A 26383-nucleotide genomic window follows, 5' to 3' on the forward strand; every position below is an offset into this window, starting at 1 on the left:
CCCTTCCGAGTTCGTCTCCGACCCCCGGAAGCCTAAGAAGATCCCATACATCGGACCAGTGGGCTTTCAGCCCTTTCACGACCGGGCGGGCTCGGCGGTTCGCTCGCGGTGCCACAGGGACCGGTAGATGCCGGGACGGGACAGCAGGCCGGCGTGGGTGCCGCGGTCGGCGACGCGTCCCTCGTCGAGCACGACGATCTCGTCGACGGCGTCCAGTCCGGCGAGGCGGTGGGTGACCAGCAGCGTCGTGCGGCCCTCGGTGGCGGTCAGGAGGTCGGCGGTGAGGTCGTCGGCCGTCGCGATGTCGAGGTGTTCGGCGGGCTCGTCCAGCAGGAGGATCGGGAAGTCGGCGAGGAGGGCGCGGGCGAGGGCGATGCGCTGGCGCTGGCCGCCGGAGACCTGGGCGCCGTGCTCGCCGACGCGGGTGCCGAGGCCCCTGGGCAGCGCGTCGACCCAGTCGAGGATGCGGGCGCGGCGCAGGGCGTCGCGGATCTCGTCGTCGGTGGCGGCGGGGCGGGCCAGCCGGACGTTCTCGCCGATCGTCGAGTCGAACAGGTGGGCGTCCTGGGCGCAGAGGCCGATGATCTGGCGGACGTCGTCGCCGGTGAGGGCGCGAAGGTCCACACCGTTGAGCGTCGCCCTGCCGCCGGCGGGTTCCAGGAAGCGCAGGAGGACGGCGGTGAGGGTGGTCTTGCCGGAACCGCTCGGCCCGACGATCGCGCAGCGGCGCCCTGGCGTGAGGTCCAGGGAGATGCCGTCGAGGGCGTACGGTCCGGTGGGCGTCCACCGGGCTCGCAGGTTCTCCACCGAGACGGTGTGGGGCGCCGCCGACAGCGGTGCCGGGCCGGCCGGGTCGTTGACCGGTTCGGGGCTGTCCAGGACGGCGAAGATGCGTGTGGCGGAACGGCGGACACGTTCCATGTACTGGGCGGCCAAGGGCAACCCGGCCACGACCTCGAACGCGGCCAGCGGAAGCAGGACGACCACGGCGAGCAGCACCCCGTCGAGCGTCCCTGAGCGGACGGCCGGGACCCCGGCGGCGAGGCCGCCCCACACGGCCAGACCTCCGGCGAGAGCGGAGATGGCCGCGCCCATGCCCGCGGTGGTGGCGGAACGCGCCGTTGCGCGGGTGAAGTCGCGGTCCAGCCGGGTGGCTTCGGCGAGTTGTGCGGGGGCGGCGCCGTAGGCGATGAGTTCGGGTGCGCCCTGGAGGGTGTCGACCACATGTGAGGTGAGTTCGCCGCGCAGGTCGGTCGTCTGCAGTTCGGCACGCCGCGCCATGGCGGCCGACAGCCACGGCGCGACGACGCCTGCCAGCAGCAAGGCGAACAGGAGGACGGCCCCCGCCGATGGGAGCAGCGCCCAAGCGAGGCCGACGGAAGCGCCACCGACGACGGCGGCGACCGTGCAGGGCAGCAACACCCGGAGAAAGAGGTCCTGGACGGCGTCGACATCGGCGACGAGCCGGTTCATGAGGTCGCCGCCGCGGAAGGTGGGCAGCCCGCCGGGCGCGAGCCGTTCCAGCCGTTCGTACACACACGCGCGCAGGTCGGCGAGGATCCGGAACGTCGCGTCATGTCCGGTGAGGCGCTCGATGTAGCGGAACACGCCGCGTCCCAGCCCGAACGCGCGGACGGCCACGATCGCGACCATCAGCGTCAGCACCGGCGGATGCTGCGCGGCCCGCGAGATGAGCCACGCCGAGGTCGCCATCAGCCCCACGCCGCTGCCCATCGCCAGCACGCCGAACACCACGGCGAGGACGAGCCGTCCCCGGGCCGGCCGGGCGAATCGGAGGAGCCGGAAGATCATGTCGTCACCGCCGCGGGCCGGGCCGCCCGGTGTGCCCGGGCGTTCACGGTCGAGCGGTGCGCCGGGAGCGCCACGGCGTGACAGGCCTGGGCGCTCATGCCGTCACCGTCGCGGGTTCGATGTGGACGACCCGGTCGGCCACGGCGGTGAGGGCCGGTCGGTGGGCGACGAGGATCACGGTGCGGGTGGCCGCCAGGCGGCGGACGGCGTCGGTGACGGCCGCCTCGCTTTCCGCGTCGAGGTTCGAGGTCGGCTCGTCCAGCAGGAGGAGCGGCGCGTCCCGCAGGAACGCGCGGGCCAGGGCGATGCGCTGCCGCTGGCCGGCGGACAGGCCGAGGCCCCGCTCGCCGAGGGGCGTGCCGAGGCCGTGGGGCAGGTCGTCGATGAACTCCAGTGCGTTCGCCGCTTCCGCGGCGGCCCGGACCTCGGTGTCCGTCGCGTCCGGGCGGCCGAGGCGGATGTTGGCGGCGACCGTCCCGGCGAACAGGTGGGGACGCTGCGGCACCCACGCGATGCGGGCCCGCCAGGCGTCCGGGTCGAGGTCGGCGAGGTCGTCCCAGTCGGCCAGGACGTGCCCGGAGTCGGGCCGGACGAAGCCGAGGAGCACGGCGAGGACGGTGGACTTGCCGGCTCCGCTCGGCCCGGTGAGCGCGACGGTCTCCCCCGGGTGGACGGTGAGGGAGAAGCCGTCGAGGGCGGGGACGTCGCGCCCGTCGTAGGCGACCGTCACACCGTCCAGGCGGACTGTGGCGTGCGCCAGGTCGGGGACGTCGGTGCGCGTGCCGGAGGGCGGCGGCGTCGTCTCGATCACCTCGAAGATCCGTCCGGCGGCGGTGAGGCCCTCGACGCTCGCGTGGTACTGCGCGCCGACCTGCCGCAGCGGGAGGTACGCCTCCGGCGCGAGGATCAGGACGAGCAGGGCGGTCTCCAGCCCCATGCCGCCCTCGACGAGGCGCAGTCCGATGGAGACGGCGACGAGGGCGACCGAGATCGTCGACAGCAGTTCCAGGACGAGCGCGGACAGGAACGCGATCCGCAGCGTCGACATGGTGGCCCGCCGGTGCCGGTCGGCAACCTCGCGGATCTTCGCGGCCTGCGCCCGCGCCCGGCCGAAGATCTTCAGGGTGGGCAGTCCGGCGACGACGTCCAGGAAGTGCGCGGCGAGGACGGACAGCGTCCGCCACTGCCGGTCCATCTTCCGCTGGGTGGTGAGGCCGACGAGGATCGCGAACACGGGGATCAGCGGCAGCGTCACCGCGATCGTCACGGCGGACAGCCAGTCGCCGAACAGGATCCGCGCGCCGACGGCCGCCGGGACGATCACGGCGAGGACGAGCTGCGGCAGGTAGCGGGAGAAGTAGTCGTCCAGCGCGTCGATGCCGCGGGTGGCGAGGGTGGCCAGTTCCCCGCTGCGTTCGCCGGACAGCCAGCGCGGGCCGAGCAGCAGGGAGTGCGCGAGCAGCCGGCCGCGCAGCTGCGACTTGACCGCGGCGGACGAGCGGTGGGCCGCGACCTCCTGCAGCCACGCCACGAGAGTCCGCCCGGCGACGACGGCGAGCAGGAGCAGCATCGGCGTGCGCAGGCCGGCGAGGGACGCGCCGCCGAGGAACGCCCGGGTGAGCATGTCGGCGAGCAGCGTCGCCTGAGCGATGATCAACCCCGCGGTGGCGGTGCCGAGCACCACGGACGACAGGAGGAAGACCCGTGTCGTCCGGGCGTACTTCAGCAGCCGGGGGTCGAGGGGTTTCATTTCACCCGCTCGGGCTTGCGCGCGGGGATGTGGGACGTGCCGATCCGCTTGCGGAACACCCAGTACGACCAGCCCTGGTAGATCATCACGATCGGGGTGAACACCGCCGCGACCCACGTCATGATCTCCAGCGTGTACGGGGACGAGGAGGCGTTCTCGGTGGTCAGGCGGCTCGCGGCGCCGAGGGTGGACGGCATGACGTCCGGGAACAACGAGGTGAACAGGGTGGCGACGGCGAGGACGATGGCGGTTCCGGTGCCGATGAACGCCCAGCCTTCGCGTCCGCGCCCGTTGGCGACGGCGGCGATGACCAGCCCGGCGGCGGCGCCCCCGGCGGTCGGCCAGGTCACGGGCTTGCCGTGCTGGAGCTGTGTGATCAGCAGGAAGCCGCCGCCGGCGGCCATGGCCGCGACGACGGCGACGCTCGCGACGCGGCGGGCCTGGGTGCGGATGTCCCCGGACGTCTTGAGCGCGAGGAACACCGCCCCGTGCATCACGAACAGGGTCATCGTGGTGAGCCCGCCGAGCAGCGCGTACGGGTTGAACAGGTCGGCGAGCGTCCCGGCGAACTCGTGGTCGGCGTCCAGCGGCACGCCGCGCACGATGTTCGCGAACACGACGCCCCACAGGAACGCCGGGACGAGGCTGCCCCAGAAGATCGCCTTGTCCCAGCGGCCGCGCCACCGCGCCTCGTCGCGCTTGCCGCGGTACTCGAACGCGACACCGCGGACGATCAGCGCGATCAGGATGAGCAGCAGCGGCAGGTAGAAGCCGCTGAACAGGGTGGCGTACCACTCGGGGAACGCGGCGAACATGGCGGCGCCCGCGACGATGAACCACACCTCGTTGCCGTCCCAGACGGGCCCGATGGTGTTGATGACGACGCGGCGTTCGACGTCGTCGCGACCGAGTACCGGCAGGAGCATGCCGACGCCGAAGTCGAATCCCTCCAGGAAGAAGTAGCTCGTCCACAGGAAGGCGATGATGATGAACCAGACGGTGGTGAGTTCCATGACCGGCGGCCCTCTCAGTAGGCGAACGCGAGCGAGCGCTCGGGGTCGGAGTCGTCGTCATCGGCGGCCGGGGGCGGCAGGACCTCGTCCTCCGAGGGCGGCCCGGCCTTGGCGTACTTGAGCATCAGCCCGGCCTCGATGACCATCAGGACGCCGTACAGCGCGGTCAGCGAGACGACGGAGACGAGCATCGAGCCGGCGCCGACGGCCGGGGAGACGCTCGCCGACGTCTTCAGCACGCCGAAGACCGACCAGGGCTGCCGTCCCATCTCGGTGAAGATCCATCCGGCGGAGTTGGCGATGAACGGGAGCGTCAGCGACAGCATGCCGATCCGGTAGGCCCACGGGCTCGACGGCAGCCGCCCGCGCCGCAGCAGCCACAGCCCGCCCAGCGAGACCAGCGCGGTGAGGAACCCGGCCCCGACCATGATCCGGAAGTTCCAGTAGACGACGGGGATCGCCGGCCGGTAGTCGCCGGGCCCGTAGGTCGCCTCGGCGTCGGCCTGGAGGTCGTTGATGCCCTGGACCTCGCCGTCGAAGCTGCCGGTGGCGAGGAACGACAGGACGGCCGGCACCTTGATCCCGAAGATCTCCTCGTCGCCGTCCAGGGTGCCGACGGTGAACACGGAGAACCCGGCGGGCCGCTCGGTCTCGTAGATCGCCTCGGCGGCGGCCATCTTCATCGGCTGCTGCTCGGTCATGACCTTGCCCAGGTGGTCGCCGCTGATGGCGACGCCGATCGAGGCGACCGCGGTGACGGCCAGGGCCAGCTTCAGCGACGGGCGGAACACCTCGACGTTCTTGCGGCGGGCCAGGTGCCAGGCGCTGACGCCGGCCATGAACAGCCCGCCGGTGACGAACGCGGCGGTGATCGTGTGCGGGAACGCGGCGAGGTGAGTCGGGTTGGTCAGCACGGCCCAGAAGTCGGTGAGGACGGCCCGTCCGGTCTCCTCGTCGATGCGGTAGCCGACGGGGTGCTGCATCCAGGAGTTCGCGGAGAGGATGAAGAACGCCGACAGCACGGTGCCGATGGAGACCAGCCACATGCACATGACGTGGAGCGGTTTGGGGAGCCGGTCCCAGCCGAAGATCCACAGCCCGAGGAAGGTCGACTCGACGAAGAACGCGAGCAGCCCCTCGATGGCGAGCGGGGCGCCGAAGACGTCGCCGACGAACCGGGAGTAGTCACTCCAGTTCATGCCGAACTGGAACTCCTGCACGATCCCGGTGACGATCCCCATCGCGAAGTTGATCAGGAAGAGCTTGCCCCAGAACTTGGTGGCGCGCAGGTAGGCCGTCCTGCCGGTCCGGATCCACGCCGTCTCCAGGCCCGCGACGAGCGCGGACAGCCCGATCGTCAGCGGGACGAACAGGAAGTGGTACACGGTGGTGATCCCGAACTGCCACCGTGCGATGTCGACAGGATCCATGGGCGGGGGCCTCTCCGGCTATCTACTACAAGCTGTAGTACTACATCCTGTCAGAGATACTACGAGCCGTAGTACTACGGAGAGTCGTTGAATGCGTCACACGCCCCGGACGCCGGCGCGCGTCAGTAGTGGAACGCCGAGGCGACCCTCGCGCCCTTGCTGCCCAGGTTCACCACGGAGGCGCCACCGGACGGGACCGCACGGCAGAACGCGCCGCCGTACTCCTCCGGGAAGACGAACAGACCCCAGACGGCCAGCCAGTCCTCGACCGCGCCGCTCGCCGGGTCCAGCACCGGCTCCCGGACCGGGACGACACGCCGCTGGACGATGTAGTCCCGGCCCAGGGAGTCGGAGACCGTCTCCGCCCATTCACGGTCGGTCTGGTCCCAGCCCGCGCGGATGCCCCTGCCCGACAGGCCCGCGAACGGCTTGAGGATCAGCTTCTCCCGTTCGGCGCGGACCCGGTCGACCAGGCGGGGGGTGAGGATCCGCGTCCACGGCAGGATCCGGTCGACCAGGGCCTTCTCGTCCGAGGACAGATCCGCGCGCAGTTCCGGGTCGGAGATCAGCGGCAGGCAGCTCTTGTAGGCCAGCATGGCGCTCGTCAGCGGAGTCCAGAGGACGACCTTCCCGTCCTCGTGGGCCCCCATGACGGTCTCCGCGGGCCGGTCGTTGCGCGGGTCGCGGGCCAGCTGGTTGACGGAGTAGTACCGCAGGACGAGGTCGATCGGACGGCCGTGCAGGAACAACCGGCCGTCCTTCACCTCCACCTGGTCCACTTCGCCGAGCAGCAGCTCGATCCCGCACCGCTTCATCGTCTCCTGGAAGGAACGGTGCAGCGACTCGTACGCCATCAGTCCCCCGATGGCCTCCAGGGTGGCGACGACCGGTGCCTCCTTCCCGGTCGCCCGGACGAACTGGCGCGCGATGGCCGCGGGCGTGTCCACGTGGGACAACCCGTACTCGACCGCGAACTCGGCGAACTCCCGATGCGCGAGGAGACCCCGGTTGACCTCGCTGATGTCGACGCCGCCGAGTTCGCTGCCGACGTTGAACTCCAGCAGCCGGAACCGCGAACCGTCGTCGTAGAGGTCGGCCCGCCCGTACAGGTGGGGTTCGCCGGCGAACGCGGTCATGAGGGCGGTGCGCCGCTCGTCGGCGCCGATCGCGGCGCAGAACTTCCGCCGGTCGCCGCCGAACAGCCGGTCGGGCAGGGACGCCATCAGCGTGAACAGCCCGGCGAGGTCGGCCGCGGCGCGGCGGGTCCGGCTCTCCTCGGAGAACAGGGGACGCGGCAGCAGGTACCTCCCCCACGCCTCGGTGAACACCGCCGGAAGCTCGGCGTCCGCCATGACGTCGCGCAGGCCGCCGCCCTCGGTGGCGCACGCGGCCAGGTACTTCTCGGTGACCATCTGCGGGCCTTTCCATCGCGGGGGTCGGGTCGTGTCGAGGGGTCACACGTCGGGGTCGACGATCAGGTCCTTCTCGATCTTCCGGATGGCCTCGCGGTCGGCGTGGATCTGCGCCGAGTCCTCGTGGGCGAGGACGATGTAGCCCATCGTCATGCTGGCGAACAGGTCGGTGCTCGCGTCCACGTGGTCTCCGGTGCCGACCATGTGCACCGGGGAGTGGTAGCTCGGCAGGTCCCGGGCCTGGTCGTAGATCTCCGCATTGCGGACGATCCCGGTGGAGTGCGACATCAGGAACACCGCCATGACGTTGCGCCGCAGCGTGTAGCCGGGCGGCATCTGCGGGCCGAGGCCGCGGCACACGTCCACGATCCGGGTGACCTGGCTCTCCCCCGTGGCGATCTCGGTCACCGCGGGGTTGCCCGCGCCGGCCAGCCGGGCGTTGACCTCCAGCAGCCGCGGCCCGTCCGGGGTCATCATGATCTCGGTGTGCGCCGCCCAGTTGCGCAGCCCCACCGCGTCCAGCGCGCCGAGCCCGTAGTCGATCAGCTCGCCGTAGGCGTCGGTGTCGTAGGGCAGCCACTCGACGCAGTCGTACACGGCGATGCCCTCGCCGAACGGCACCCGCTTGTACTTGATCATGTCGGTGATCGAGTGCCGGCCGTCGTGGCTGACGGTGTCGATGGCGTACTCGGTGCCGGTCATCATCTCCTGGACGAGCACCTCCTCGGCCAGCACGTCCAGCTTGTCGCGGGTGCCGAGCATCGCGGTGAACAGCTCGCGCCAGCCCCGCCCGCCGGGCGCGCGGCTCACCCCGACGGTGCCGGCGCTGGTCGGCGGCTTGACGACGAGGTCCCGGCCGGCGAGCCCCTCGCGCTCGATCCACGCGGCGACCTCCTCGGGGTCGGTGGTGGAGATCTGCCGGGGGACGGGCAGCCCGGCGTCGGTGAGCGCCTGGTGCATGAGGTACTTGTGCCGCCGGGCGTCGACCAGTTCGGCGACGTTGGAGAACTCGGGCGCTAGCGCGTCCGAGCATTCCTGCGCGAGCCGCAGCGCCGCCTCGACGCCGGGGATGACCGCGATCGGCTTCAGCCCGCCGAGCAGCGCGACGGTCTCCGCCATGTCGCCGTGGTGGTTGATGACCGCGTCATAGTTGCCGGGGTCGTGCGAGGAGTGCAGCGGGGCCAGCGACGGTCCCGTGTAGTCCATCACGGCCACCGGGCTGAACCCCGCCTCCCGCAGCGCGGGGGCGACCATCGCCGCCGAGGTGAAAGGCCGCACGATCGCCACGACTGGTCTGTCCATGATGTTCACCCTTGTCTCCGGTTGATCCGTTCGGTTGCGCGGTCGGGTGCGGGACGGCCGCCGTTCACCGGCCCCGCCCATCGGTCACGGCCCATCGGTCACGGCCCATCAGTCGCCGCCGTCGGCCGTCGTGGCGGGGGTCAGCTCCGGCTCGTCCGGTTCGTCCGGTGGACGCCGGCGCGCCAGCCCCGCCCCGGCCGCGACGAGCACGGCGGCGAGGAGCCCGAACGCCCCGGTCAGCACCCACACCCCCGAACCCCAGGTGTGCCACGCCGCGATCCCGATCATGGGGCCGACGGCGTAGCCGACCTGCTGCGGGACGGTCGCCGCGGCGATGTAGCGGGCGCGCAGCGCCGGCGGCGCGACGAGGCCGGGGTAGGCCATCATCGACGGCGCCGCGATGACCTCGCCGAACGTCCACACGACGGTCGCGAGGATCAGCAGCGCGATCGGCGTCGGGCCGGTGTAGAGGAGGTGGCCGACGCCCAGCATCGCCATGCCGATGGTCATCGGGAGCCCGATCGGGAGCCGCTGGAGCCACTTGGACAGCAGCACCTCGAACGCGATGACGATGGCCCCGTTGACCGTCAGCAGCGTCGCGTACACCCGCTCGTCGTGACCCGAGCCCGTCACGAACAGCGGCAGCGCGGCCGACGCCTGGATGTAGGCGACCGCCGTGAAGAACAGGCCGAGGACGACGAGCATGAACCGCCGGTCGGCCAGGATCTGCCCGTAGCCGGCGCGTTTGCCGCCGGACTTCTCGCCGCCGGTGTCCGGCTCGGGGTTGGACCGCAGCGCCGCGTAGGCGACGATGCCGAAGGCCAGCGACGTCGCCGCGTCCACGTAGAACAGGGCGCCGTAGGACGCGTAGGTCAGCAGCAGCGCGGCGCCCATGGGGCCGAGGGTCGCGCCGACGTTGAACGTCAGCCGCAGCACCGAGAAGACCATCACGTGCCGGTTCTTCGGCGTCAGCTCCACGACCCACGCCATCGCGGCGGGACGGTACGCCTGCGCCGTCATGCCCGCTCCCGCCGCGACGAGGGCGCCGGTCCACACGTCCGGCACGTGGACGAGGGCCGCGGTCAGGACGGCCGTGCTCACCATCGAGCCGACGATGACCGCGCGGTACCCGACCCGGTCGGCGGCGGCGCCGCCCACCGCGGAGCCGGAGATCCGCCCGATCATCAGCGCGGTCAGCACGACGCCGCTCTCCCACGCGGTGAATCCCTCGTCGGTGAGGAACAGCACCAGGAACGCGTTGAGGAACATCGCCAGGTTGCTGATCAGGTTGCCCAGGACCAGGATCCGGACGGTCCCGTTCATCTCCCGCAGCGTCGAAATGACGGTGGGGTGCTCGGCGGTGGTCATGACGCGGGCTCCAGCCTGGTTCCCTCGAATGTGAAGTACCGTCCGGCATCGGTGACCGCGCCGGCGGCCTCCTCCGCCGACGCGCCGACGGCGATCACGTAGCCGCTGCGGGCCAGGCCGTGCGGTGGCCGCCGGACCCGCATGCCCGGCTGGACGCCGACCTCCACCTCCGTGACCGGCGGGCGCATCAGCTCCCGGTGCGCGGTCGCCGAGGTGACCTCCATGTCGTAGGGCGGGTAGGCGAACCTGATCGACGCGGCCCGGGGCGGCTTGGGGAACGCCACGGTGGGGGGACGTCCCGCCAGCACGTCCGCCGCGGCGAGCGGGGCGTCCACGCCGGACGTCAGCAGCCCGAGATAGGGGATCATCCCGCCGCCGAGGCGGGCGTTGATCTCGATGACGTGCCGCGCGCCGTCCGGGGTGAGCTTGAACTCGATGTGGGTGAAGCCGTCGGTGAACCCGGCGGCGGCGTGGGCGCGGGTCAGGGTGGCGAGCATGTGCGGGTCGGTCAGCAGCGGGTCGTTCGCGTCCACGTCGTGGCCGATCTCCTCGAACGCCAGGTCGCCGCTGCCGCCGAGGACCTTGCGCGCGACGATCAGCGGCGTGCACTCGCCCTTGTGGACGACGCACTCGAAGGAGACCTCCGGGCCGTCGAGGAACTCCTCCACGACCACGTAGTCGTCGAACTGGCGGATGCCGCCCATCCGCGTCCCGTCGGTGAGCGCGAACGCGCGGTCCAGGTCGTCGGGGCCCTCGGCCTTGCTGAGCCCGAGGCTGCCGCCCAGGTTCCGGGGCTTGACGATGACCGGGTAGCCGATCTCGTCCGCGAACGCGCGGGCCTGCTCCAGCGACGCGACGGCACGGGACCCGGGCTGCGGAAGCCCCGCGTCCCGCAGCGCCGCCCGGGTGGCGGACTTGTCGCGGCAGCGCGCCACCGCGTCCGGGTCCAGGGCGGGGAAGCCGAGCGCGGCGGTCAGATGCGCCGACGTCTCGATGTAGACCTCGTCGTAGCAGAGGACGCCGGCGACGTCGTGGTCGCGGGCCACCTCCCGGGCCGCCGCCGTCAGCTTCTCCAGGTCGAGGCAGTCGACGACGGTGTGCCCGATGATGTAGGGGTCCTCCCAGGTGGCGGGGGCCGGGTTCAGCAGCCAGAGCCGGTACCGCGCCGACACCGACTCCAGGATGTAGGCGCGGTAGACCCGGTAGCTGCTCGCGACCAGGAGAAGGAGCGGACGGTCGTCGCCCGCGGACGGGTTGTGCGACATGCGGACCTCGTTGGGGGGCGTCGGGGGAGCGTCAGGAGAAGTAGTCCTGGAGTCCGCCGCGCCGGCGGACGTCGAGGGTGGCGCAGTGGAAACCGCCGCCGAACGTGTTGACCGTGCGGAACGGGACGGGGATGGGCGTGAACCCCTCCTTGTCCAGCAGCCGCAGCAGCTCGGTCTCCTGCGCCTCCACGAAGATCCGGTCGTGGTCGAGCATCAGGGTGTTCATCGTGATCCAGCGGCTGCAGAAGTACATCGTCTGGTCGGCGGGGATGGCGGGCTCGGGGCAGATCAGCACGTCCCAGTCGGCGAACATCTCCGGCAGTTCGGGCACCCGCTCCGGGTTGATCAGCACGCGGCCGGGACGCAGCGGGACGAACGTGGCGTTGAGGTGCATCGGATGGTCGTCGATGAACGCCACCTCGTGCACCCGGAACTCGTCGCCGAGCAGCCGCCGCGTCCACTCGATGCCGAACCGGTTGGTGACGTGGCTGCGCTGGACGAGGATGTCGCGGCCGAACCGCATGAAGTCGCCCGCGTCCACGATCGGCTCGAACTCGGTGATGACGGACGTCGCGTCCGGGAACGGGTCGTCCGGCGACGGCGTCTCCGGTTTCGCCGCGGCGTAGCCGGGGTTGTAGGACGCGTCGGTGAGCTGCGGCTTCGGGGCGGCGACCCAGCGGGCGCCGCGCCGGAAGTAGTCCTTGAAGATCGTCCGGAAGGGGTGGGTGGCGAAGTAGTACGACCGCCAGCCCATCGTCGCCTCGACGATCTGGTCCCCCGCCACGAGCGCGATGTCGCGGGGGAACGTGTGCGACGACCCGCCGGTGGACGACCAGTCGGCGGTCCCGAACGAACGGGACTGGTCGACCGGGTCGGGCCGCCGGACCGTCACGCCCTCGCCCTCCAGGATCGACACGAACCCTTCGAGTTCCTCGCGGGCCGCGTCGACCTGCGCGGCCGGGAAGCCGCCGCCCCCGTTGCGGCGGTAGAAGTCCCACGCCTCCGGCGGCACCGTCGCCTCGACCGCCGGATGCCACGGCGGGACGGCGGCGCCGTCGATCACGCCGACGATCACCTCTTCGAGCGGATCCCACTCGTTGTACGAGCCGACCGGGGAGGAGTTCTCAGCCATCGTGGGACGTCCTTTCGACGGTTCGGACGGTCACGCGCGCCTCCGGCGAGGCCGCCTTCAGGCCGTGCAGCCGGCTCCGCGGCACCAGCAGCACGTCGCCCGCCCCGAGGCGGTGCGGGTGCTCGGTCGCCCACGCGTACACGTCCACCTCACCGGCGGTGACCTCGATGAGCCGGTCGGTCTCGTACACGCCGGTGCAGAACGGGCTGTCGGGACGGAGGGTGCTGGTCACGGCGTCGTCCAGCGCGGAGGACGCCAGCGCGGCGCCCGCCTCCGCGTGGTCGTCGAGCGTGTCGGCCCAGGCGATCTGGGCGCGGAAGTCGGCGTCCCCGAGCCGCAGCAGGAGCTTGGTGTCCTCGATGCCGCGCACCAGTTCGGGGATGACCAGCTCACCGTGGGTGCGGGCCAGCCCCAGCAGGAGGTTCTCGTACGTCATCCGCCCGTGGTGGATGTCGATGTGGGCGTGCTCGTCGCAGTACTTGGCGTCCACCCGGTCGCCGTAGACGGCGCGGAGCATCGCCCCGGTGTCGGCGAAACCCTGGGCGAACAGCCACTCCAGGTAGGTCACCGCGGCCATGTAGCGGAACATGCCGCGGTGGTCCTCGGTGAGCCAGTTGAAGTAGTTCACCCCGACCAGGGAACTGGTCAGGTAGAAGTTCCAGTAGGCGTGCACGTCGGTGCGCAGCCCGACGCTCGCCAGCATCTCCTTGAAGATCGTGCTGTGCTTGGCGCCGTACACCCCGTACCCGAACTCGTCGTTGAAGATCTTGAAGAGTTCGGACTGCTCGACGCCGTAGGACCCGCCCAGGTTGCGCGCCATCGCCGACGCCTCCGTCAGCGCGTCCAGCGCGAGCTGGATCAGGTGCAGCGCCGCCGCCTCCTCCGGGTGCCGGCACTCGGTGATGGCCCGCATCGTGCCGGTCACCGGCGCCGCCGCGTCCACCGCCGGGTTGGTGCCGGACGCGTCCGCCGGAGCCCCCGCCCCGCCGACCTCGGCGAGGAAGTAGGCCTGCAGCTCGTCCAGCGTCCGGACCGGCGGTACCGTCACGGCGTCGTCCAGGAACGAGAAGGCGTACCGCTCCAGATCCGGCCGGACGGTGTCGCGCAGCCGCCGCACCTCGTCGCCGTAGAACAGGTCGAAGTCGTCCTTGGCCGCCGCGAGGCCCTCGGCGGGCAGCAGGATCATGTCGCTCTCGTAGGCGTTGCACAGCACACGCCCCGCGACGAGCTGCCCGCCGCTCAGGAACTCCGCCTCGGTGGCGGGGACGGAGAAGTCCCGGTCGCCGGTCCCGGGCGGGCCGATCGGCCGCCGGAACGGGTTCCCGGCGATGTACACCTCCGGCCCAGGCTGGAAGATCCGCTGCGCGCAGTACGCCGCGAGGGCATCGGACCGTTCCGTCGTGATGATCGTCATCGCGCCGCCTCCGAGACATCGCGTTCCTTGCCGGGGGCCGTCCCGGCGGGAATGGTGAAGCGGACGCACTCGCCGTCGTGCGCCGCGTCCAGCACGACCGGCTCGCCCGGCTGGACGTGCACGGGGACGGGCAGGCACTGGATCGCCTGCTTCCAGTGCGAGTCGTGCCCGGGTGCGTTGTCGAGCGTGATGCCGGGGAGCAGCTCCATCTCGAACCAGAAGGCGATCGCGTGGAGCTTCCCCGCGGCGGTGGGACGCACCCGCAGTTCGGTGCTCCGCGGCGTCGCGTCCGCGGTGTGGAAGTCGAAGTCGAACACCGTCAGCGGGTCCGACAGCGCCCGGTGCTCGTGCCGGTGGAGCCGGGAGTCGAAGTACTCCAGCGTCGACAGCCGGTTGAACGGCGCCAGGTCGAACCCGTACAGCTTGCCCACGTGGTTCTTGCGGTGCAGCCGCTCGCTCTCGATCAGCTGGGCGATGATCCGTCCCCGCGACGGCATGATCGTCGCGTCCCGGGTGAGCAGATGCTCGCGGGCGTGCGCGATCGTGCCGAGGATGCCCTCGCCCAGCAGCCCGCAGTCGACGATCTCGGTGACCAGCAGGTCGGCCCGCCTGGGCATGTCCTCCGGCACCGTCATCCGGGTGGACATCTTCGGGACGACGGTGACCGCGTCGTCGTACCCGGCGACCCGGACGACCCGGGACGCCGTCTCGGCGACGGCCGGCTGCCCCTCGCACGCCACCACCTGGCGCGCCCCGGCCCGGGCGGCCATCATCGCCAGCAGCCCCGACCCGGCGCCGATGTCCAGCACCAGCGAGCCGGGGTCCGACGCCACCGCCCGCCGGATCGCCCGGTCGTAGAACTCGGCGCGCTCCTCGTCGTGCAGCATCTCCCAGTGCCAGCGGGGGACGGCGCGGCGGACGGCGCGGTTCCGGCCGATCCGCGCCTCCTCGTTGTCGCGGTCCAGGCCGAGGATGAGCTCGTACGCCTTGGCGGCGTCCTCGTAGCGGCCCTGATGGTGCAGGTCGCGTCCCCAGCGCAGGAACTCCGCGAGCTCCAGGTCGGCGTGGGTCTCCGGGACGGGATCCATCAGGTCGGATTCGTGCGTCGGCTCCACGACCGTGCCTCCTCGGTTCGGACCAGGTGGTGAGGTGTTGGTGGCGCTGTCGGGCGTCATCGGCGCACGGCCCCCTTCCCGCCGGAGGCGTCGATCACGTCGGCGGCGCAGGGCGCGTCCGGCGGCAGGTTGGCGAGGACCTCCTTGCGGATGACCGAGATCGGCGCCCCGGCGTCTCCCCCGCCGTCGCCGTCCGGGAGGACGACGACGGCCTCGTCGCCGCTGCGCACCATCGGCAGGCTGGTGCGTTTCACGGCGGCGACACCGACCTTGGTGCCGTGCCAGGGGCAGCTCAGGCGCCGCCCGTCCGGGGTGAGGCGGGCCAGGCTCAGCGGCCCGCCCCGGTGCGGGCAGCGGTCGAGGACGAGCAGGGACCGCCCGTCGGTGTGGAAGACGAAGTAGCGGTCGTGGCCGACCATCACGGTGTTGTGGCGGCTCAGATCCATGACGATGACGCGGGCCATCGGCTCCTCTTGTCGTTCGGGCGCGGCCGACGGGCGGGGGGACACCGGCATGGCGCGGGCGAGCGAGATCAGGCGTACGGGGCGGGGGCGCGTTGGCGAGGACGGACGCGCCCCGCCGGTGTGTTCGGGGAGGGAAGGGACGCCGCTCCGAAGCGGCGCCTCGTGAGCGATCAGCCGTCGGGTGCCGCGGTATGGAGGAGGTAGGCGCTCTCGGGGGCCGCCGACCGCACCCCGTAGAGCCGGCCGGCCGGGATCAGCACCACGTCCCCCCGTACCAGCCGCTCCGGCGGGCCGGTCGGGGTGGTGATGAGCTCCGCCTCGCCGCGCTCGACCTCCAGGACCATGGCGTCGTCATGGCCGCGCGTCCCGAACGGGCTGTCCGGCGTCAGGACGACCCGCCGCGGCGGCGCGGACTCCAGTCGGACCGTTCCCGCGAGCTCCCGGTGGCGGGCAAGGCCGTCCGCCCACCGGATCTGCGCCGCGGTGTCGTCCTCGAACCATCCGCCGACGAGCCGGGCCTCGGCGACGCCGCGCATCAGCTCGGGGACGACCCGGGGACCGTGCCTTTCGGCCAGGGCGAGCAGCACCTGTTCCCTGGTGATGCGCCCGTGGTGCTCGTCGATATGCGCGTGCTCGTCGCAGTAATGCAGATCGACTTCGTCTCCGAAGATTTCCCGGAATACCTTGACCATTTCCACGAAGGCGGGCGCGAAAACCGCCTCCGCATAGGTCACCGCACCCGCGTAGCGGAAGAACTTCGCATGGTCGCGGGACAGGTAGTAATAGTAGTTGTTCGTGGCCAGCGGACCGGCGAGGTAGAAGTTCCAGTACGCGTGCACATGGGTCGCCATGCCGCGGCTGCGCAGCATCTTGGCGAAGATGGTGGTGTGCTTGGCGTCGTAGACCCCGTACCCGAATTCATCGATGAAGATCTTGAACAGGGCGGATTGTTCGGGCCCGTAGGCGCCGGCGAGGTTGCGCGACATCGCGGACGCCTCGGTGAGGCCGTCGAGCGCCAGCTGGACCAGATACAGGTCGGCGGCGCTCTCCCGGTCGCGGGCCCCGGCGATGGCGGTCAGCGCGGGCGATGGACCGTTCTCGGCCTCGGCGACCACATGCTGGAAGTAGGCGTCCAGCACCTCGGGCGTGGTGGCGCCGCTGACGTCCACGGCGTCGTCGAGGCAGGCGAACGCGAAACGTTCCAGAGCCGAAACGGACGATTCCCGCAGTTCACGCAGCCCGGAGCCGTAGAACAGGCCGAAGTCCTCGTGCAGGCCGTCCAGTCCCTGTTCGGGGAGTAGGACCGTGTCGGCCTCGTAGAAGGTGCCGAGCAGCCGGTGCGCGGCGAGGGAGCGGTGCGCGGCCCACTGGCCGGCACCCGGCGGCCGGTCGAAGTCGGCCTCGGCGAGCGAGTCCGGGACCAGCATCCGGCGGTAGGGGTTGGGAGCGTGCAGTACCTGGGCGGCACCTTGGAAAAGCGGGCTCCGCGCGAACGAGATGATTCGCTTTCCCAGTGTGCCGGCGACTTCCTTGTCGACAGATTGAATTGTCATTTAATTGTACCGTTCACCTGACTACTTCATGGGTCGGGTGTAGTTGTGCGCGCGCCCTTGCCGATTATGTGCGGGCCCGTGAGAACGGTTTGCGGTTCGTTGGCGGATACGGTCGGCGTTGCACAGCGGGAATGAACTCTCACTTGTGGCGAGAGCGCGGGTTCCCGCTGCCGGAGGCACGTTAACAAATGCCGGTGATCCGATCAATGATCAACCTTGACCTTATCGACCGGATGATCTGGCAGGTTTTGTGCGCGCCGATACCGGTCATGTCGCCGCCGAATTAGGACTTTCCTTATTCCGCGCGCCGGGTGCGGGCCCCGGCCCTCATTCGCGGTGGGCGCTGACCTTGGTGTCCGCCGCCCCGACGGTGCCGCCGTCATGGGGCGCACCGCCGCGCGGGTAAAGGACGGACTTCGCCTGACGCGCGGTGGAGGCACCTGTCAGACCGTAGCCGGAGACTGTCCCCGGTTCGTGACCGTATTCGCGATGCTCGCGGCCGCCCGCCCGCCGCGAGCCGTCCGCGCGTCCACCGGGCGGACCGGTACCCGTGGCGTTGCGCCGCGCCTAGACTCCCGTCATGAACCTCACCGACGCGACGCGCATGATCCTTTCCGAGTCGGCAGAGCATCCGGAACTCCTCCGGGTGACCCGGCGGACGCACGACGAGCTGGTACTCGGCCGAGGACGCGGTGTTCGCCGTCCGGTACCGCAGATCGAAGTGGGCGCTGAACAATCACCTGTTCGTCGACTACCTGACCACCGGCCTGGAGGTGGCGCGCCTGCTGACCGGCCTCGACAGCCTCCCTCAGGACGGCGACGTCGGATAGCCCGGCTCCCGGAAGGCGCGCCGGTAGGCGGACGGTGAGGTCTTCATCGCGCGCGCGAAATGGTGCCGGAACGTCACCGGGCTCTCGAAGCCGACGGCCGCGCCGACCTCCTCGACCGGTGTGACGCCCTCCTCGAGCAGCGGCAGCGCCGCCATGACCCGCTGGGCGACGACCCAGCGGAGCGGGCTCGTCCCCGTCTGCCGGTGGAAATGCCGGATGAACGTGCGGGGAGCGAGACGCGCTTGCCCGGCCATCCGCGCGACCGTGATGGGCTCGGCGAGGTGCGCGAGGGCCCACGCCATCGCGCGGGCTATCGCGTCGTCCTCCGCCGGGCGGGTCACGGCGGCCTCCACGAACTGCGCCTGCCCGCCCTCCCGGTGCGGCGGGACGACCAGCCGCCGGGCCACCGCGTTCGCGACCCGGGCGCCGTGGTCCTTGCGGACGAGGTGCAGGCACATGTCGAGCCCGGCGGCGCTTCCGGCCCCGGTGAGCACGTCGTCGCCGTCCACGTACAGCACGTCCGGGGTCACGCGGACCTTCGGGAAGCGACGCCGCAGCAGGTCCGCGTGCCGCCAGTGCGTGGTGGCCTCGCGTCCGTCCAGCAGGCCGGCCGCCGCGAGCGCGAACGCGCCCGAGCAGATCGACACGACGCGGGCGCCGCGCGAGTGCGCCTCCCGCAGGGCCGCGACGACCTCGGGCGCGGGGTCGTCGCGGACGTCGGGGACGGCGACGACCATCACCGTGTCCGCGGACGCGAACGCGTCGAGGCCGTGCTCGGCCGTCATCGTGAAGCCGCCGACCGCGCGCATCGGGCCGCGTTCCAGTGAGCAGACCCGCAGCTCGTACCAGGGGACGTCCAGTTCCGGCCGGGGCAGCCCGAACACCTCGACGACCGAGCCGAGTTCGAACGGCGCCATCCCGTCGAACGCGAGCACCGACACCGTGTGCCGGCGTGCCGGGGGAGCGACGAACATGGCGCGATCTTAACGATGGTCGGCGTTCATGCCACTGTCCGGCCGGGCCGCCATCGCCGCAGCATTGAGGCGTTCACAAAGACCCCCAGGTCAAGGAGCGTCAGATGAGCGATTCCCACCCCGCCGCGCCGAGCGAGGAAGCCGTCCGCCACTTCGCCGCCCGCCTGTCGTTCGAGACCGACGTGTCCGATGTGGCCGCCCGGATCCTTGAGCGAAGCGAACGGGGAGGTGTGGCGGGCCCCACCGGGAACGCGGGCACCGGCGGAATCGTGGTCGTCGACACGCGCAGCACCGAAAGTTGGGACCAAGGCCACATTCCGGGCGCGCTCCATCTGCCGGCCGCCGAGATCGCCGGGCTTGCCGCGACACGGATCCCCCGGGACGTGACCGTGGTCGTCCACTGCTGGGGACCCGGCTGCAATGGCGCGACGAAGGCCGCATTGCGGTTCGCGGAGCTCGGCTTTCCGGTGAAGGAGATGATCGGCGGATTCGAATACTGGGCCCGCGAAGGACTCCCCGTGGAGACCGCCGCCGGTGCGGTCACCCGGCGCTCCCCCGACCCGCTCACCGCCCCTGTGACCACCGTCTCCTGTGACTGTTGACACCCTGAGAAACCAATGACGCGGAATGTTCCGACCGGGACGGGGCATAAGAAGCCGCCACGGCGACGTTAGACTCTAGGAATCATTCTTCGACGCCCCATGGCGTCAGGCTCGTCCTTGCAGCCCACTCACACCGTGGTGCCTCCCGAGACGTGCCCCCCTCTCGGAAGGTAATGAGTGACCTCAGCTGCCGCTGCACAGAACCCGTCCATGCCCGCCACCGCGGACGAGGAGCAGGTTCCCACCTTCACCGAGCTCGGCATGCCGCCGGCGCTGGTGAGCTCCCTGACCCGTCAGGGAATCGACACGCCGTTCCCCATCCAGGTCGCCGCGATCCCCGACATCATGGCGGGACGCGACGTCCTCGGGCGCGGTAAGACCGGCTCCGGCAAGACCCTGGCGTTCGGCCTGCCGCTCCTCACCCGGCTGTCCGGCCGCAAGGCCGCCCCGAAGCGTCCCCTGGCGCTGATCCTGGTGCCGACCCGCGAGCTGGCCCAGCAGGTGCAGACCAACCTGGAGCCGCTCGGCCGCGGCCTCGGGCTGCACTTCAAGACCGTCATCGGCCAGACCTCGATGTTCAAGCAGATCGACGCGCTGCGCCGCGGCGTCGAGATCCTGGTCGCCACCCCCGGCCGCCTCAAGGACCTGATGCGGCAGGGCGCCTGCGACCTGTCCGACATCGAGATCCTGGTGCTGGACGAGGCCGACCACATGGCCGACATGGGCTTCCTGCCCGACGTCACCGACATCCTCGACGCCGCCAAGCCCGGCGGGCAGCGCCTGCTGTTCTCCGCCACGCTCGACAAGGACGTCGACGTCCTGGTCAAGCGCTACCTGAACAACCCGGTGAGGCACGCCATCGGCCCGGTCGACGAGTCCGTCGACACGATGGAGCACCATCTTCTCCTCGTCGCGCCCAAGGAGAAGGCCGCCGTCACCGCCGAGATCGCCAACCGCGAGGGCCGGACGATCCTGTTCGCCCGCACCAAGCACGGCGTGGACCGGCTCGCCAAGCAGCTCGTCCAGGTCGGCATCCGCGCGGCGGGCCTGCACGGCGGCAAGAGCCAGGGCCTGCGCACCCGCACGCTCGCCGAGTTCCGCGAGGGCTCGATCAGCGTGCTGGTCGCCACCGACGTCGCCGCCCGAGGCATCCACGTGGACGACGTGTCCCTCGTCATGCACGTCGACCCGCCCGCGGACAGCAAGGACTACATGCACCGCGCGGGCCGCACGGCCCGGGCCGGTGAGAGCGGCACCGTCGTCACCCTCGTCCTGCCGCACCAGGTGCGCGCCACGTCCGCCATGACGCGTCGCGCCGGCATCAACGCGCCCCGCACCCGGGTCGCCACCGGCGACCCGGAGCTGGTCAAGCTGACCGGCGCCCGCCCGCCGTCCGGCATCCCGATCGAGGGCCCGATCATCCCCGAGCGCCCGCGCCGCGAGGGCGGCGGCGGCCGGGGCCGCCAGGGCGGACGCCGCGGCGGCCGAGGCTTCGGCGGCGGCGGCCGGGCCCCGCGCTCGTACGACCGCCAGGACGGCGGCCGTCCCCGCGACGGTGAGCACCGCGGCTCCTACTCCGGCGGCGAACGCCGCGGCGGCGGCCCCCGCACCGGCGGCGGCTCGCACGGCAACCGCCGCCCCGCCCGCTACAACTGATCCCACCTTTCCGGAGCCCCGCCCCACCCGGGCGGGGCTCCGCCTGTTTCCGCGCGGCGCCCACCCGGGAACGGGCGAGGCCTGCCCCATTTCAGGCGTTCGCTACGGCATCAAGTCGGGGCGGGCGGAACTGACCGTGGACACGCGGGCGGGGCAGCCCGTGTGGCTCTTCTACACGGCCCCCCGCACGATCTACAACCGCGGCATGCTCGGCTACGAGCCCGCCGAGCCGCATGGCAAGTCCACGTTGGTTCTCATCTCCACGCTCGTCCCCGTCTTGGTGGTGCTCGCCGTCGTCATCGCCGCGCTGCTGGGCCGCTAGCGCTAGCCGGCCTCTTCGCGGAGGACGCCGTCCTCCTGGAGGACGTTCTCGTCGCGGGCGGCGGCCTCCTCGCGGAGCCTGTCCTGGAGGATCTGGAGGCCTTCGAGGCCGTTCACGGAAAGGGCCGCCAGCTCGTCCAGGGACATGAGGGGGTCGGCGCGCAGCGGCGGCTGCCAGCCGTTCTCCTTGTCGTGGCTGCGGAGGACCTTGGCGGGGACGCCGCCGATGACGGCATGGTCGGGGAACTCGCCGCGGACGACGGCGCCGCCGGCGACGGCGACGTTGCGGCCGAGCCGTGTGCCCGGGAGGATGATCGCGCCCGTTCCGATCCAGCAGCCGTCGCCGATGACGACGGGGTTGTTCTCCGGCCACTGCCGCCCGATGGGGGTGTGCAGGTCGCCGTAGGCGTGGTTCTGGTCGGTGATGTAGACGTTGGGGCCGGTGAAGACGTCGTCGCCGATGTCGATGGACTGGTGGCCCACGATGTGGGTGCCGCGTCCGAGGGAGCAGCTCGAGCCGATCCGGACGATGACGTCCGGGCCGAGGTCGAGGCCGGGGACGAAGCCCGCCGAGATAGTGACGTGCGTGCCGACCAGCGTGTGGTCGCCGATCGAGATCCACGGCTCGCCGTAGATGGCGCCGACCGGGAAGCCGATGCACGCGCCCTCGCCCAGGTAGGCGAACTTGCGGCGGCCCGGTGTCCGCGGGGTGATCTCACCCTGCCGCTGGATCCACTCCCAGGCGCGGTGCACGGCCGTGTGCACGCCGCGGCGCGCCCGGTCCCTCGCCCGGGTCGCCAGCATCTGCCGGATCGAGCGTTTCGGCGACATGGCGTTCACCGTACCGGGTGGTAGCAACCGTGGGTGTGAGAGGGACGCGATGGACCGAACGTGAATCGGCACACTGGGCGCACGACGGGGGCCCGGCCGCGAAACGGCCGGGCCCCCACCGTGTGTGCACGCTAGTGTGGAGAGTGCACCTGACCGTCGACATCAGCACCGGTGACCGTCATGGAGTCGGCCGAAGTGGCGTCCTCCGCGTGCTCACCGGAGCCCTTGGTCATGACGCCGCGTCGTGTCGCCACCGCACCGGCCACGCCGATCGCGGCGACCACCCCCATCATCGTCATGAGGGCGCCACGCCTGGGCTTGGACGATTTCGGCGGTTCCACCCGATGGGCGGCATCGCTCAGGAACGTGCTCACCCGCGGGGCGAGCCCGGTCTCCACATACCGGGCCGCCCGCCGGAGCCTCGGTGCGCTCCAGCCACGGACGATCATGACGCGCTCACCCGCGGCGGGCCTGATCCGCTCCACCGCGGAGGAGGCACTCCGGCGGCACATCTCGGCGCCCTGCCGGGCGGCCTCCTGGGCGCGGCCGAACCGCGTGAGAACTTCTTCCTGCGGCTTCCGGCGGATACTGATCATTAGGGACACGCTAACCTCCCTGTTTGCGAGGTCCTGTCATGCAGCCTTCCCAAAGACAGGGGGGTAAACCCTGTATGCGCAACCATCCGATCACACAGGGTGACCACTTTCGGACGTGACGAGACCCCAGAAGTCCAGACGTACAGACCAACTCCATGAGGAGGAGGCCAGCGTGGCCAACGAGATCTTCGCGACGCTCAACACGTCGCTCGGCAAGATCGTGATTCAGCTGTACCCGGAGCAGGCGCCCGAGACGGTGGCGAACTTCGTCGACCTGGCGGAGGGCAACCGGACCTGGCACGACCCGCGCACCGGCCAGAAGTCCAACGAGCCGCTCTACAACGGCACCATCTTCCACCGCGTCATCGACCAGTTCATGCTCCAGGGCGGTGACCCGCTGGGCACCGGCACCGGCGGACCGGGCTACGAGTTCAAGGACGAGTTCCACCCGGACCTGAAGTTCAACCGGCCCTACCTGCTGGCGATGGCCAACGCCGGGCCCGGGACCAACGGCTCCCAGTTCTTCATCACGCTCAGCGTCGCGCACACCCAGCACCTGACCGGCCGGCACACCATCTTCGGCAAGGTCATCGAGGGCACCGACGTCGTCGACCGGATCGGCAAGGTCCCGACCGGCCGGCAGGACCGTCCGAAGGAGGACGTCGTCATCCAGTCGGTGACGATCGAGCGCCGTTAGACGTTCCTACGGTGAGACCTGAACCCGGGTGAGACCCGCGACGGGTGCGACCCGCACCGGCCCACGGAGCCCCAGATGAGCACAGACCACAGTCCCGCCCCCGAGACCTCGGTGCCGACCTGTTACCGGCACCCGGGGCGGGAGACGTACGTGCGCTGCACGCGGTGCGACCGCTACATCTGCCCCGACTGCATGCGGGACGCGGCGGTGGGACACCAGTGCGTGGAGTGCGTCGCGGAGGGCAACCGGGGCGTCCGCAAGCCGGTTCCCCGGACGCCCATCGGCGCGCGGGGCTCCACGTCCACGGTGCCGGTCGTCTCGTACACGCTCATAGGCGCGTGCGTGGCGATCTACCTCGCCGAGCTGGCGTCGTGGCGCGTCGTGTGGGAGTTCATGATGCTCGGACGCGGCGTGCTGCCCGACGGCGAGCTCGGCGGGGTCGCCGAGGGCGAGTGGTACCGGCTCTTCACCACGATGTTCCTGCACCAGCGCGGCGGGTCGTTCGGCATCACCCACATCCTGTTCAACATGTGGGCGCTGTGGGCGGTCGGCCCCGCGCTGGAGCAGGTGCTCGGACGGTGGCGGTTCCTGGCCCTGTACATGCTGTCGGGGCTGGGCGGCTCGGTGCTGCTGTACCTGGTCGGCGACCCGGCGTCCTCGGCGGTCGGCGCGTCCGGCGCGATCTTCGGCCTGTTCGGCGCGTTCTTCGTGATCGGCCGGAAGCTGGGCGGGCCGGTGGGCCCGATCGTGGTGCTGCTGGTGATCAACCTGGTGATCACGTTCTCGGTGCCGAACATCTCCTGGGAGGGGCACGTCGGCGGCCTGGTGGTGGGCGCGGTGCTGGCCGCCGCCTTCGCGTACGCGCCGGAGGCGCGGCGGCGGCTGCTGCACATCGCGGCGCCGCTGGTCACGTTCGCCCTGCTCGCCGCGCTGGTCGTCGTCAGGACGGCGGAGCTGACCCCGGCCATGGGGTAGCCCTGAGCACGCGGACGCCGCTCATGGCGCGCGGCGTCCGCGGCTTCCCCGCGACCGCGCCTGTGGAATATCTGGGGAAAGCCGGCACCGGCCCTCCCCGAGCTGTGGACGGCTCGCGGCTAGCGCCACCGGGTGGAAAGGATCACGCCGAGAATGATCGCCGTGAATCCGATGCCCAGGTTCCAGTTGTGCAGGTCGCTCATGTACGGCACATCGGTGCCGGTGCTGGCCGTCACGTAGAAGACGGCGATCCAGATCAGGCCGAAGAGCCACAGCCCGACCATCGTGGGCACGAGCCAGCGCGGGCTGACCTCGGGAGCCTTGGACTTCTGCGGGGGCGTGTAGACGGCCTTCTTGCGGGTTTTCGACTTGGCCACGGTGAGTCGATCTCCTCGGGCGTTCCGGCGGCCGGAGCGCCGGACCGCGCATGGGTGTTTTGTCGGTTAGCGTAGTCGCTGGTGAGCAGCGTACGGCGTCCAGCGTGGGGAAGCATCATCCCAGTTCTCACGCTCCTTGCGGGAACCCTGTTCGCGGCGAGCGCGAGCACGGCCCGCGGCACGAGCCTGCGCGAGCAGGGCCGCACCGAGATCACCGAGCTCATCGCCGGGGAACAGCGCCGCAGCCGTCAGGAGCGCGCCGAGTACCGGCGGCTCCGCCACGATATCGACCGTATCTCGCGGGAGGCCGGACGTCACGACGCCCGCGTGAAACAGGCCCGCGCGGAGGCCGACCGCCTCGCGGCCGGCGCCGGATTCACCCCGCTCAGCGGCCCCGCCGTCCGCGTCTCCCTGGACGATGCGCCGCTGCCGAAATCCGGGGAGCTGCCGCGCGGCGTACGCCCCGACGACCTCGTCGTCCACGAGAGCGACGTCCAGGCCGTCGTGAACGCGCTGTGGGCCGGCGGTGCCCGCGCGATGCAGATCATGGACCAGCGGGTGATCTCGACCAGCGCCGTCCGCTGCGTGGGCAATACGCTGATCCTCCAGGGCGTCGTGTACTCCCCGCCGTTCCGGATCACCGCCGTCGGCGACCCGGAACGGCTCCGCGCGGCGCTCGGCGCGTCCCCCGAGATCGCGCTCTACCGCAAGTACGTCCGCGCGTACGGGCTCGGCTACTCGGTGCGGACCGTGGACCGCGCCACGTTGCCGCCCTACACCGGCAACGTGACGATGAAGCACGCTACGGTGCCGGACTAGCCGGCCCGACCCGAGGAGGACGCACCGGTGCGGATGCTGATCCGTGGCATGGGCGAACTGTGCATCACCGCCGGGCTGATCCTCATGCTCTTCGTCACCTACTCGCTGTGGGGCACCGGCCGCTACACCCAGGGGCAGCAGGACCGACTCGGCGAGGAGATGCTGAGCAAATGGCAGGCCCCCAAGGTCACCACGGAGAAGGTGAAGCTCGGCAAGGGCCTCGCGATGATCCGCATCCCCGAGTTCGGGAAGGACTACGGCTTCGTCGTGATCGAGGGCGTCGACCGCGAGGATCTGCGCAAGGGCCCCGGCCACTACCCCGGCACCGCGCTGCCGGGCCAGGTCGGCAACTTCGTGATCTCCGGGCACCGGACGACCTACTCCGCCCCGTTCAACCGGCTCGGCGAACTGGAGCGGGGCGACAAGATCCTCATCGATACCCGGGACCGGCAGTACGTCTACAAGGTCACCGACCGCGAGATCGTGAAGCCGTCCGCGGTGGAGGTGACCGCCCCCGTCCCGGGCCGTCCCGGGCGCAAGCCGACCGAACGCATGATCACACTGACCACGTGTCACCCCAAGTACTCCGCAGCCGAACGAATGATCATTTTCGGCGAGCTGGCGTCGTCCGTGCCCCGGGTGCGGTCGTCCGCCGCCGGAACCTAGGAGGTCCCC

At 71.1% G+C, this 26383-nt stretch carries 25 protein-coding genes; 8 read left to right on the forward strand and 17 right to left on the reverse strand.

Going from position 1 to position 26383, the window contains the following annotated elements:
• Nucleotides 1-75: 75 nt before the first annotated feature.
• From cydC to ACTWPP_RS07125, 13 genes are all read right to left on the reverse strand, one after another.
• A complete protein-coding gene (gene cydC / locus ACTWPP_RS07065) occupies nucleotides 76-1812 on the reverse strand; it encodes a thiol reductant ABC exporter subunit CydC (protein ID WP_443103259.1) in 1737 nt (578 codons plus the stop codon).
• A gap of 94 nt (nucleotides 1813-1906) precedes the next feature.
• Nucleotides 1907-3562, reverse strand: a complete 1656-nt coding sequence (gene cydD / locus ACTWPP_RS07070; RefSeq protein ID WP_443103260.1) for a thiol reductant ABC exporter subunit CydD — start codon at nucleotides 3560-3562, stop codon at nucleotides 1907-1909.
• Nucleotides 3559-4575, reverse strand: coding sequence for a cytochrome d ubiquinol oxidase subunit II (cydB, locus tag ACTWPP_RS07075; RefSeq protein WP_443103261.1), 1017 nt, complete (start codon nucleotides 4573-4575; stop codon nucleotides 3559-3561). Before cydB ends, cydD begins: the two co-directional genes overlap by 4 nt.
• 14 nt (nucleotides 4576-4589) lie before the next feature.
• Nucleotides 4590-6005 (reverse strand): cytochrome ubiquinol oxidase subunit I, encoded by a 1416-nt coding sequence (locus ACTWPP_RS07080; RefSeq protein WP_443103262.1) that lies wholly within the window; start codon nucleotides 6003-6005, stop codon nucleotides 4590-4592.
• A gap of 122 nt (nucleotides 6006-6127) precedes the next feature.
• On the reverse strand, nucleotides 6128-7417 hold the full coding sequence (locus tag ACTWPP_RS07085) for a hypothetical protein (RefSeq protein WP_443103263.1): 1290 nt from the start codon (nucleotides 7415-7417) through the stop codon (nucleotides 6128-6130).
• A 42-nt stretch (nucleotides 7418-7459) separates the two neighbouring features.
• Nucleotides 7460-8719, reverse strand: coding sequence for an ATP-grasp domain-containing protein (locus ACTWPP_RS07090; protein ID WP_443103264.1), 1260 nt, complete (start codon nucleotides 8717-8719; stop codon nucleotides 7460-7462).
• A gap of 108 nt (nucleotides 8720-8827) precedes the next feature.
• Nucleotides 8828-10087 carry an MFS transporter gene (locus ACTWPP_RS07095; RefSeq protein ID WP_443103265.1) on the reverse strand — a complete coding sequence of 420 codons (1260 nt, stop codon included), beginning with the start codon at nucleotides 10085-10087 and terminating at the stop codon, nucleotides 8828-8830.
• Nucleotides 10084-11352, reverse strand: a complete 1269-nt coding sequence (locus ACTWPP_RS07100; RefSeq protein WP_443103266.1) for an ATP-grasp domain-containing protein — start codon at nucleotides 11350-11352, stop codon at nucleotides 10084-10086. Before ACTWPP_RS07100 ends, ACTWPP_RS07095 begins: the two co-directional genes overlap by 4 nt.
• Nucleotides 11353-11383: 31 nt before the next feature.
• Complete coding sequence (locus tag ACTWPP_RS07105) at nucleotides 11384-12484, reverse strand: hypothetical protein (RefSeq protein WP_443103267.1); 1101 nt, start codon at nucleotides 12482-12484, stop codon at nucleotides 11384-11386.
• Nucleotides 12477-13898: an iron-containing redox enzyme family protein gene (locus tag ACTWPP_RS07110; protein ID WP_443103268.1), complete on the reverse strand. Its 1422-nt coding sequence runs from the start codon at nucleotides 13896-13898 to the stop codon at nucleotides 12477-12479. Before ACTWPP_RS07110 ends, ACTWPP_RS07105 begins: the two co-directional genes overlap by 8 nt.
• The gene (locus ACTWPP_RS07115; protein WP_443103269.1) at nucleotides 13895-15013 is read right to left on the reverse strand and encodes a 50S ribosomal protein L11 methyltransferase; all 1119 of its coding nucleotides are present in this window, start codon (nucleotides 15011-15013) and stop codon (nucleotides 13895-13897) included. Before ACTWPP_RS07115 ends, ACTWPP_RS07110 begins: the two co-directional genes overlap by 4 nt.
• A 56-nt stretch (nucleotides 15014-15069) precedes the next feature.
• Nucleotides 15070-15477: a Rieske (2Fe-2S) protein gene (locus tag ACTWPP_RS07120; protein WP_443103270.1), complete on the reverse strand. Its 408-nt coding sequence runs from the start codon at nucleotides 15475-15477 to the stop codon at nucleotides 15070-15072.
• 170 nt (nucleotides 15478-15647) lie between these two features.
• Entirely contained in the window at nucleotides 15648-17030 is a 1383-nt protein-coding gene (locus ACTWPP_RS07125; RefSeq protein WP_443103271.1) for an iron-containing redox enzyme family protein, read from the reverse strand.
• Nucleotides 17031-17722: 692 nt separating this feature from the next.
• Here ACTWPP_RS07125 and ACTWPP_RS07130 point away from each other — a divergent pair.
• Entirely contained in the window at nucleotides 17723-17860 is a 138-nt protein-coding gene (locus tag ACTWPP_RS07130) for a hypothetical protein (RefSeq protein ID WP_443103272.1), read from the forward strand.
• On the opposite strand, the gene ACTWPP_RS07135 is transcribed toward ACTWPP_RS07130, so the two are convergent.
• The gene (locus tag ACTWPP_RS07135) at nucleotides 17839-18834 is read right to left on the reverse strand and encodes a helix-turn-helix domain-containing protein (protein WP_443103273.1); all 996 of its coding nucleotides are present in this window, start codon (nucleotides 18832-18834) and stop codon (nucleotides 17839-17841) included. The genes ACTWPP_RS07130 and ACTWPP_RS07135 overlap by 22 nt on opposite strands.
• 104 nt (nucleotides 18835-18938) lie before the next feature.
• Here ACTWPP_RS07135 and ACTWPP_RS07140 point away from each other — a divergent pair, with 104 nt between their 5' ends.
• The 3 genes from ACTWPP_RS07140 to ACTWPP_RS07150 all read left to right on the forward strand — a co-directional run bounded on the left by ACTWPP_RS07140 (nucleotide 18939) and on the right by ACTWPP_RS07150 (nucleotide 21414).
• Complete coding sequence (locus tag ACTWPP_RS07140) at nucleotides 18939-19436, forward strand: rhodanese-like domain-containing protein (RefSeq protein ID WP_443103274.1); 498 nt, start codon at nucleotides 18939-18941, stop codon at nucleotides 19434-19436.
• Between the two features lie 210 nt (nucleotides 19437-19646).
• Nucleotides 19647-21092: a DEAD/DEAH box helicase gene (locus ACTWPP_RS07145; RefSeq protein WP_443103275.1), complete on the forward strand. Its 1446-nt coding sequence runs from the start codon at nucleotides 19647-19649 to the stop codon at nucleotides 21090-21092.
• Between the two features lie 136 nt (nucleotides 21093-21228).
• Complete coding sequence (locus ACTWPP_RS07150; protein ID WP_443103276.1) at nucleotides 21229-21414, forward strand: hypothetical protein; 186 nt, start codon at nucleotides 21229-21231, stop codon at nucleotides 21412-21414.
• Between the two features lie 2 nt (nucleotides 21415-21416).
• Here the strand turns inward: ACTWPP_RS07150 and ACTWPP_RS07155 are convergent, their stop codons facing one another.
• Both ACTWPP_RS07155 and ACTWPP_RS07160 read right to left on the reverse strand, forming a co-directional pair.
• Nucleotides 21417-22244, reverse strand: coding sequence for a DapH/DapD/GlmU-related protein (locus tag ACTWPP_RS07155; RefSeq protein ID WP_443103277.1), 828 nt, complete (start codon nucleotides 22242-22244; stop codon nucleotides 21417-21419).
• A 131-nt stretch (nucleotides 22245-22375) separates the two neighbouring features.
• Nucleotides 22376-22840 carry a hypothetical protein gene (locus ACTWPP_RS07160; protein ID WP_443103278.1) on the reverse strand — a complete coding sequence of 155 codons (465 nt, stop codon included), beginning with the start codon at nucleotides 22838-22840 and terminating at the stop codon, nucleotides 22376-22378.
• A 172-nt stretch (nucleotides 22841-23012) separates the two neighbouring features.
• Here ACTWPP_RS07160 and ACTWPP_RS07165 point away from each other — a divergent pair, with 172 nt between their 5' ends.
• Nucleotides 23013-23537: a peptidylprolyl isomerase gene (locus tag ACTWPP_RS07165; RefSeq protein WP_443103279.1), complete on the forward strand. Its 525-nt coding sequence runs from the start codon at nucleotides 23013-23015 to the stop codon at nucleotides 23535-23537.
• Nucleotides 23538-23612: 75 nt separating this feature from the next.
• Complete coding sequence (locus ACTWPP_RS07170) at nucleotides 23613-24512, forward strand: rhomboid family intramembrane serine protease (protein ID WP_443103280.1); 900 nt, start codon at nucleotides 23613-23615, stop codon at nucleotides 24510-24512.
• Nucleotides 24513-24631: 119 nt separating this feature from the next.
• On the opposite strand, the gene ACTWPP_RS07175 is transcribed toward ACTWPP_RS07170, so the two are convergent.
• A complete protein-coding gene (locus ACTWPP_RS07175; protein ID WP_443103281.1) occupies nucleotides 24632-24889 on the reverse strand; it encodes a cell division protein CrgA in 258 nt (85 codons plus the stop codon).
• A gap of 81 nt (nucleotides 24890-24970) precedes the next feature.
• Between ACTWPP_RS07175 and ACTWPP_RS07180 the strand changes: the two genes are divergently transcribed.
• Together ACTWPP_RS07180 and ACTWPP_RS07185 are read left to right on the forward strand one after the other, a co-directional pair.
• Complete coding sequence (locus tag ACTWPP_RS07180) at nucleotides 24971-25708, forward strand: DUF881 domain-containing protein (protein ID WP_443103282.1); 738 nt, start codon at nucleotides 24971-24973, stop codon at nucleotides 25706-25708.
• 33 nt (nucleotides 25709-25741) lie between these two features.
• Nucleotides 25742-26374, forward strand: a complete 633-nt coding sequence (locus tag ACTWPP_RS07185) for a class E sortase (RefSeq protein ID WP_443103428.1) — start codon at nucleotides 25742-25744, stop codon at nucleotides 26372-26374.
• The last annotated feature ends 9 nt before the right edge of the window (nucleotides 26375-26383 follow it).

Origin of the sequence: Actinomadura sp. 3N407, from assembly GCF_052245875.1 — a bacterium.
GTDB lineage: Bacteria > Actinomycetota > Actinomycetes > Streptosporangiales > Streptosporangiaceae > Spirillospora.

What these genes read in the sequence shown, in the direction of transcription:
- ACTWPP_RS07100 (WP_443103266.1), bottom strand. Translation starts at nt 11,352, where the DNA reads ATGTCGCACAACCCGTCCGCGGGCGACGACCGTCCGCTCCTTCTCCTG.
- cydB (WP_443103261.1), bottom strand. Translation starts at nt 4,575, where the DNA reads ATGGAACTCACCACCGTCTGGTTCATCATCATCGCCTTCCTGTGGACG.
- ACTWPP_RS07145 (WP_443103275.1), top strand. Translation starts at nt 19,647, where the DNA reads ATGCCCGCCACCGCGGACGAGGAGCAGGTTCCCACCTTCACCGAGCTC.
- ACTWPP_RS07125 (WP_443103271.1), bottom strand. Translation starts at nt 17,030, where the DNA reads ATGACAATTCAATCTGTCGACAAGGAAGTCGCCGGCACACTGGGAAAG.
- ACTWPP_RS07155 (WP_443103277.1), bottom strand. Translation starts at nt 22,244, where the DNA reads ATGTCGCCGAAACGCTCGATCCGGCAGATGCTGGCGACCCGGGCGAGG.
- ACTWPP_RS07090 (WP_443103264.1), bottom strand. Translation starts at nt 8,719, where the DNA reads ATGGACAGACCAGTCGTGGCGATCGTGCGGCCTTTCACCTCGGCGGCG.
- ACTWPP_RS07110 (WP_443103268.1), bottom strand. Translation starts at nt 13,898, where the DNA reads ATGACGATCATCACGACGGAACGGTCCGATGCCCTCGCGGCGTACTGC.
- ACTWPP_RS07185 (WP_443103428.1), top strand. Translation starts at nt 25,742, where the DNA reads ATGCTGATCCGTGGCATGGGCGAACTGTGCATCACCGCCGGGCTGATC.
- ACTWPP_RS07095 (WP_443103265.1), bottom strand. Translation starts at nt 10,087, where the DNA reads ATGACCACCGCCGAGCACCCCACCGTCATTTCGACGCTGCGGGAGATG.
- ACTWPP_RS07105 (WP_443103267.1), bottom strand. Translation starts at nt 12,484, where the DNA reads ATGGCTGAGAACTCCTCCCCGGTCGGCTCGTACAACGAGTGGGATCCG.
- ACTWPP_RS07085 (WP_443103263.1), bottom strand. Translation starts at nt 7,417, where the DNA reads ATGGTCACCGAGAAGTACCTGGCCGCGTGCGCCACCGAGGGCGGCGGC.
- cydD (WP_443103260.1), bottom strand. Translation starts at nt 3,562, where the DNA reads ATGAAACCCCTCGACCCCCGGCTGCTGAAGTACGCCCGGACGACACGG.
- ACTWPP_RS07140 (WP_443103274.1), top strand. Translation starts at nt 18,939, where the DNA reads ATGAGCGATTCCCACCCCGCCGCGCCGAGCGAGGAAGCCGTCCGCCAC.
- ACTWPP_RS07135 (WP_443103273.1), bottom strand. Translation starts at nt 18,834, where the DNA reads ATGTTCGTCGCTCCCCCGGCACGCCGGCACACGGTGTCGGTGCTCGCG.
- ACTWPP_RS07160 (WP_443103278.1), bottom strand. Translation starts at nt 22,840, where the DNA reads ATGATCAGTATCCGCCGGAAGCCGCAGGAAGAAGTTCTCACGCGGTTC.
- cydC (WP_443103259.1), bottom strand. Translation starts at nt 1,812, where the DNA reads ATGATCTTCCGGCTCCTCCGATTCGCCCGGCCGGCCCGGGGACGGCTC.
- ACTWPP_RS07170 (WP_443103280.1), top strand. Translation starts at nt 23,613, where the DNA reads ATGAGCACAGACCACAGTCCCGCCCCCGAGACCTCGGTGCCGACCTGT.
- ACTWPP_RS07080 (WP_443103262.1), bottom strand. Translation starts at nt 6,005, where the DNA reads ATGGATCCTGTCGACATCGCACGGTGGCAGTTCGGGATCACCACCGTG.
- ACTWPP_RS07120 (WP_443103270.1), bottom strand. Translation starts at nt 15,477, where the DNA reads ATGGCCCGCGTCATCGTCATGGATCTGAGCCGCCACAACACCGTGATG.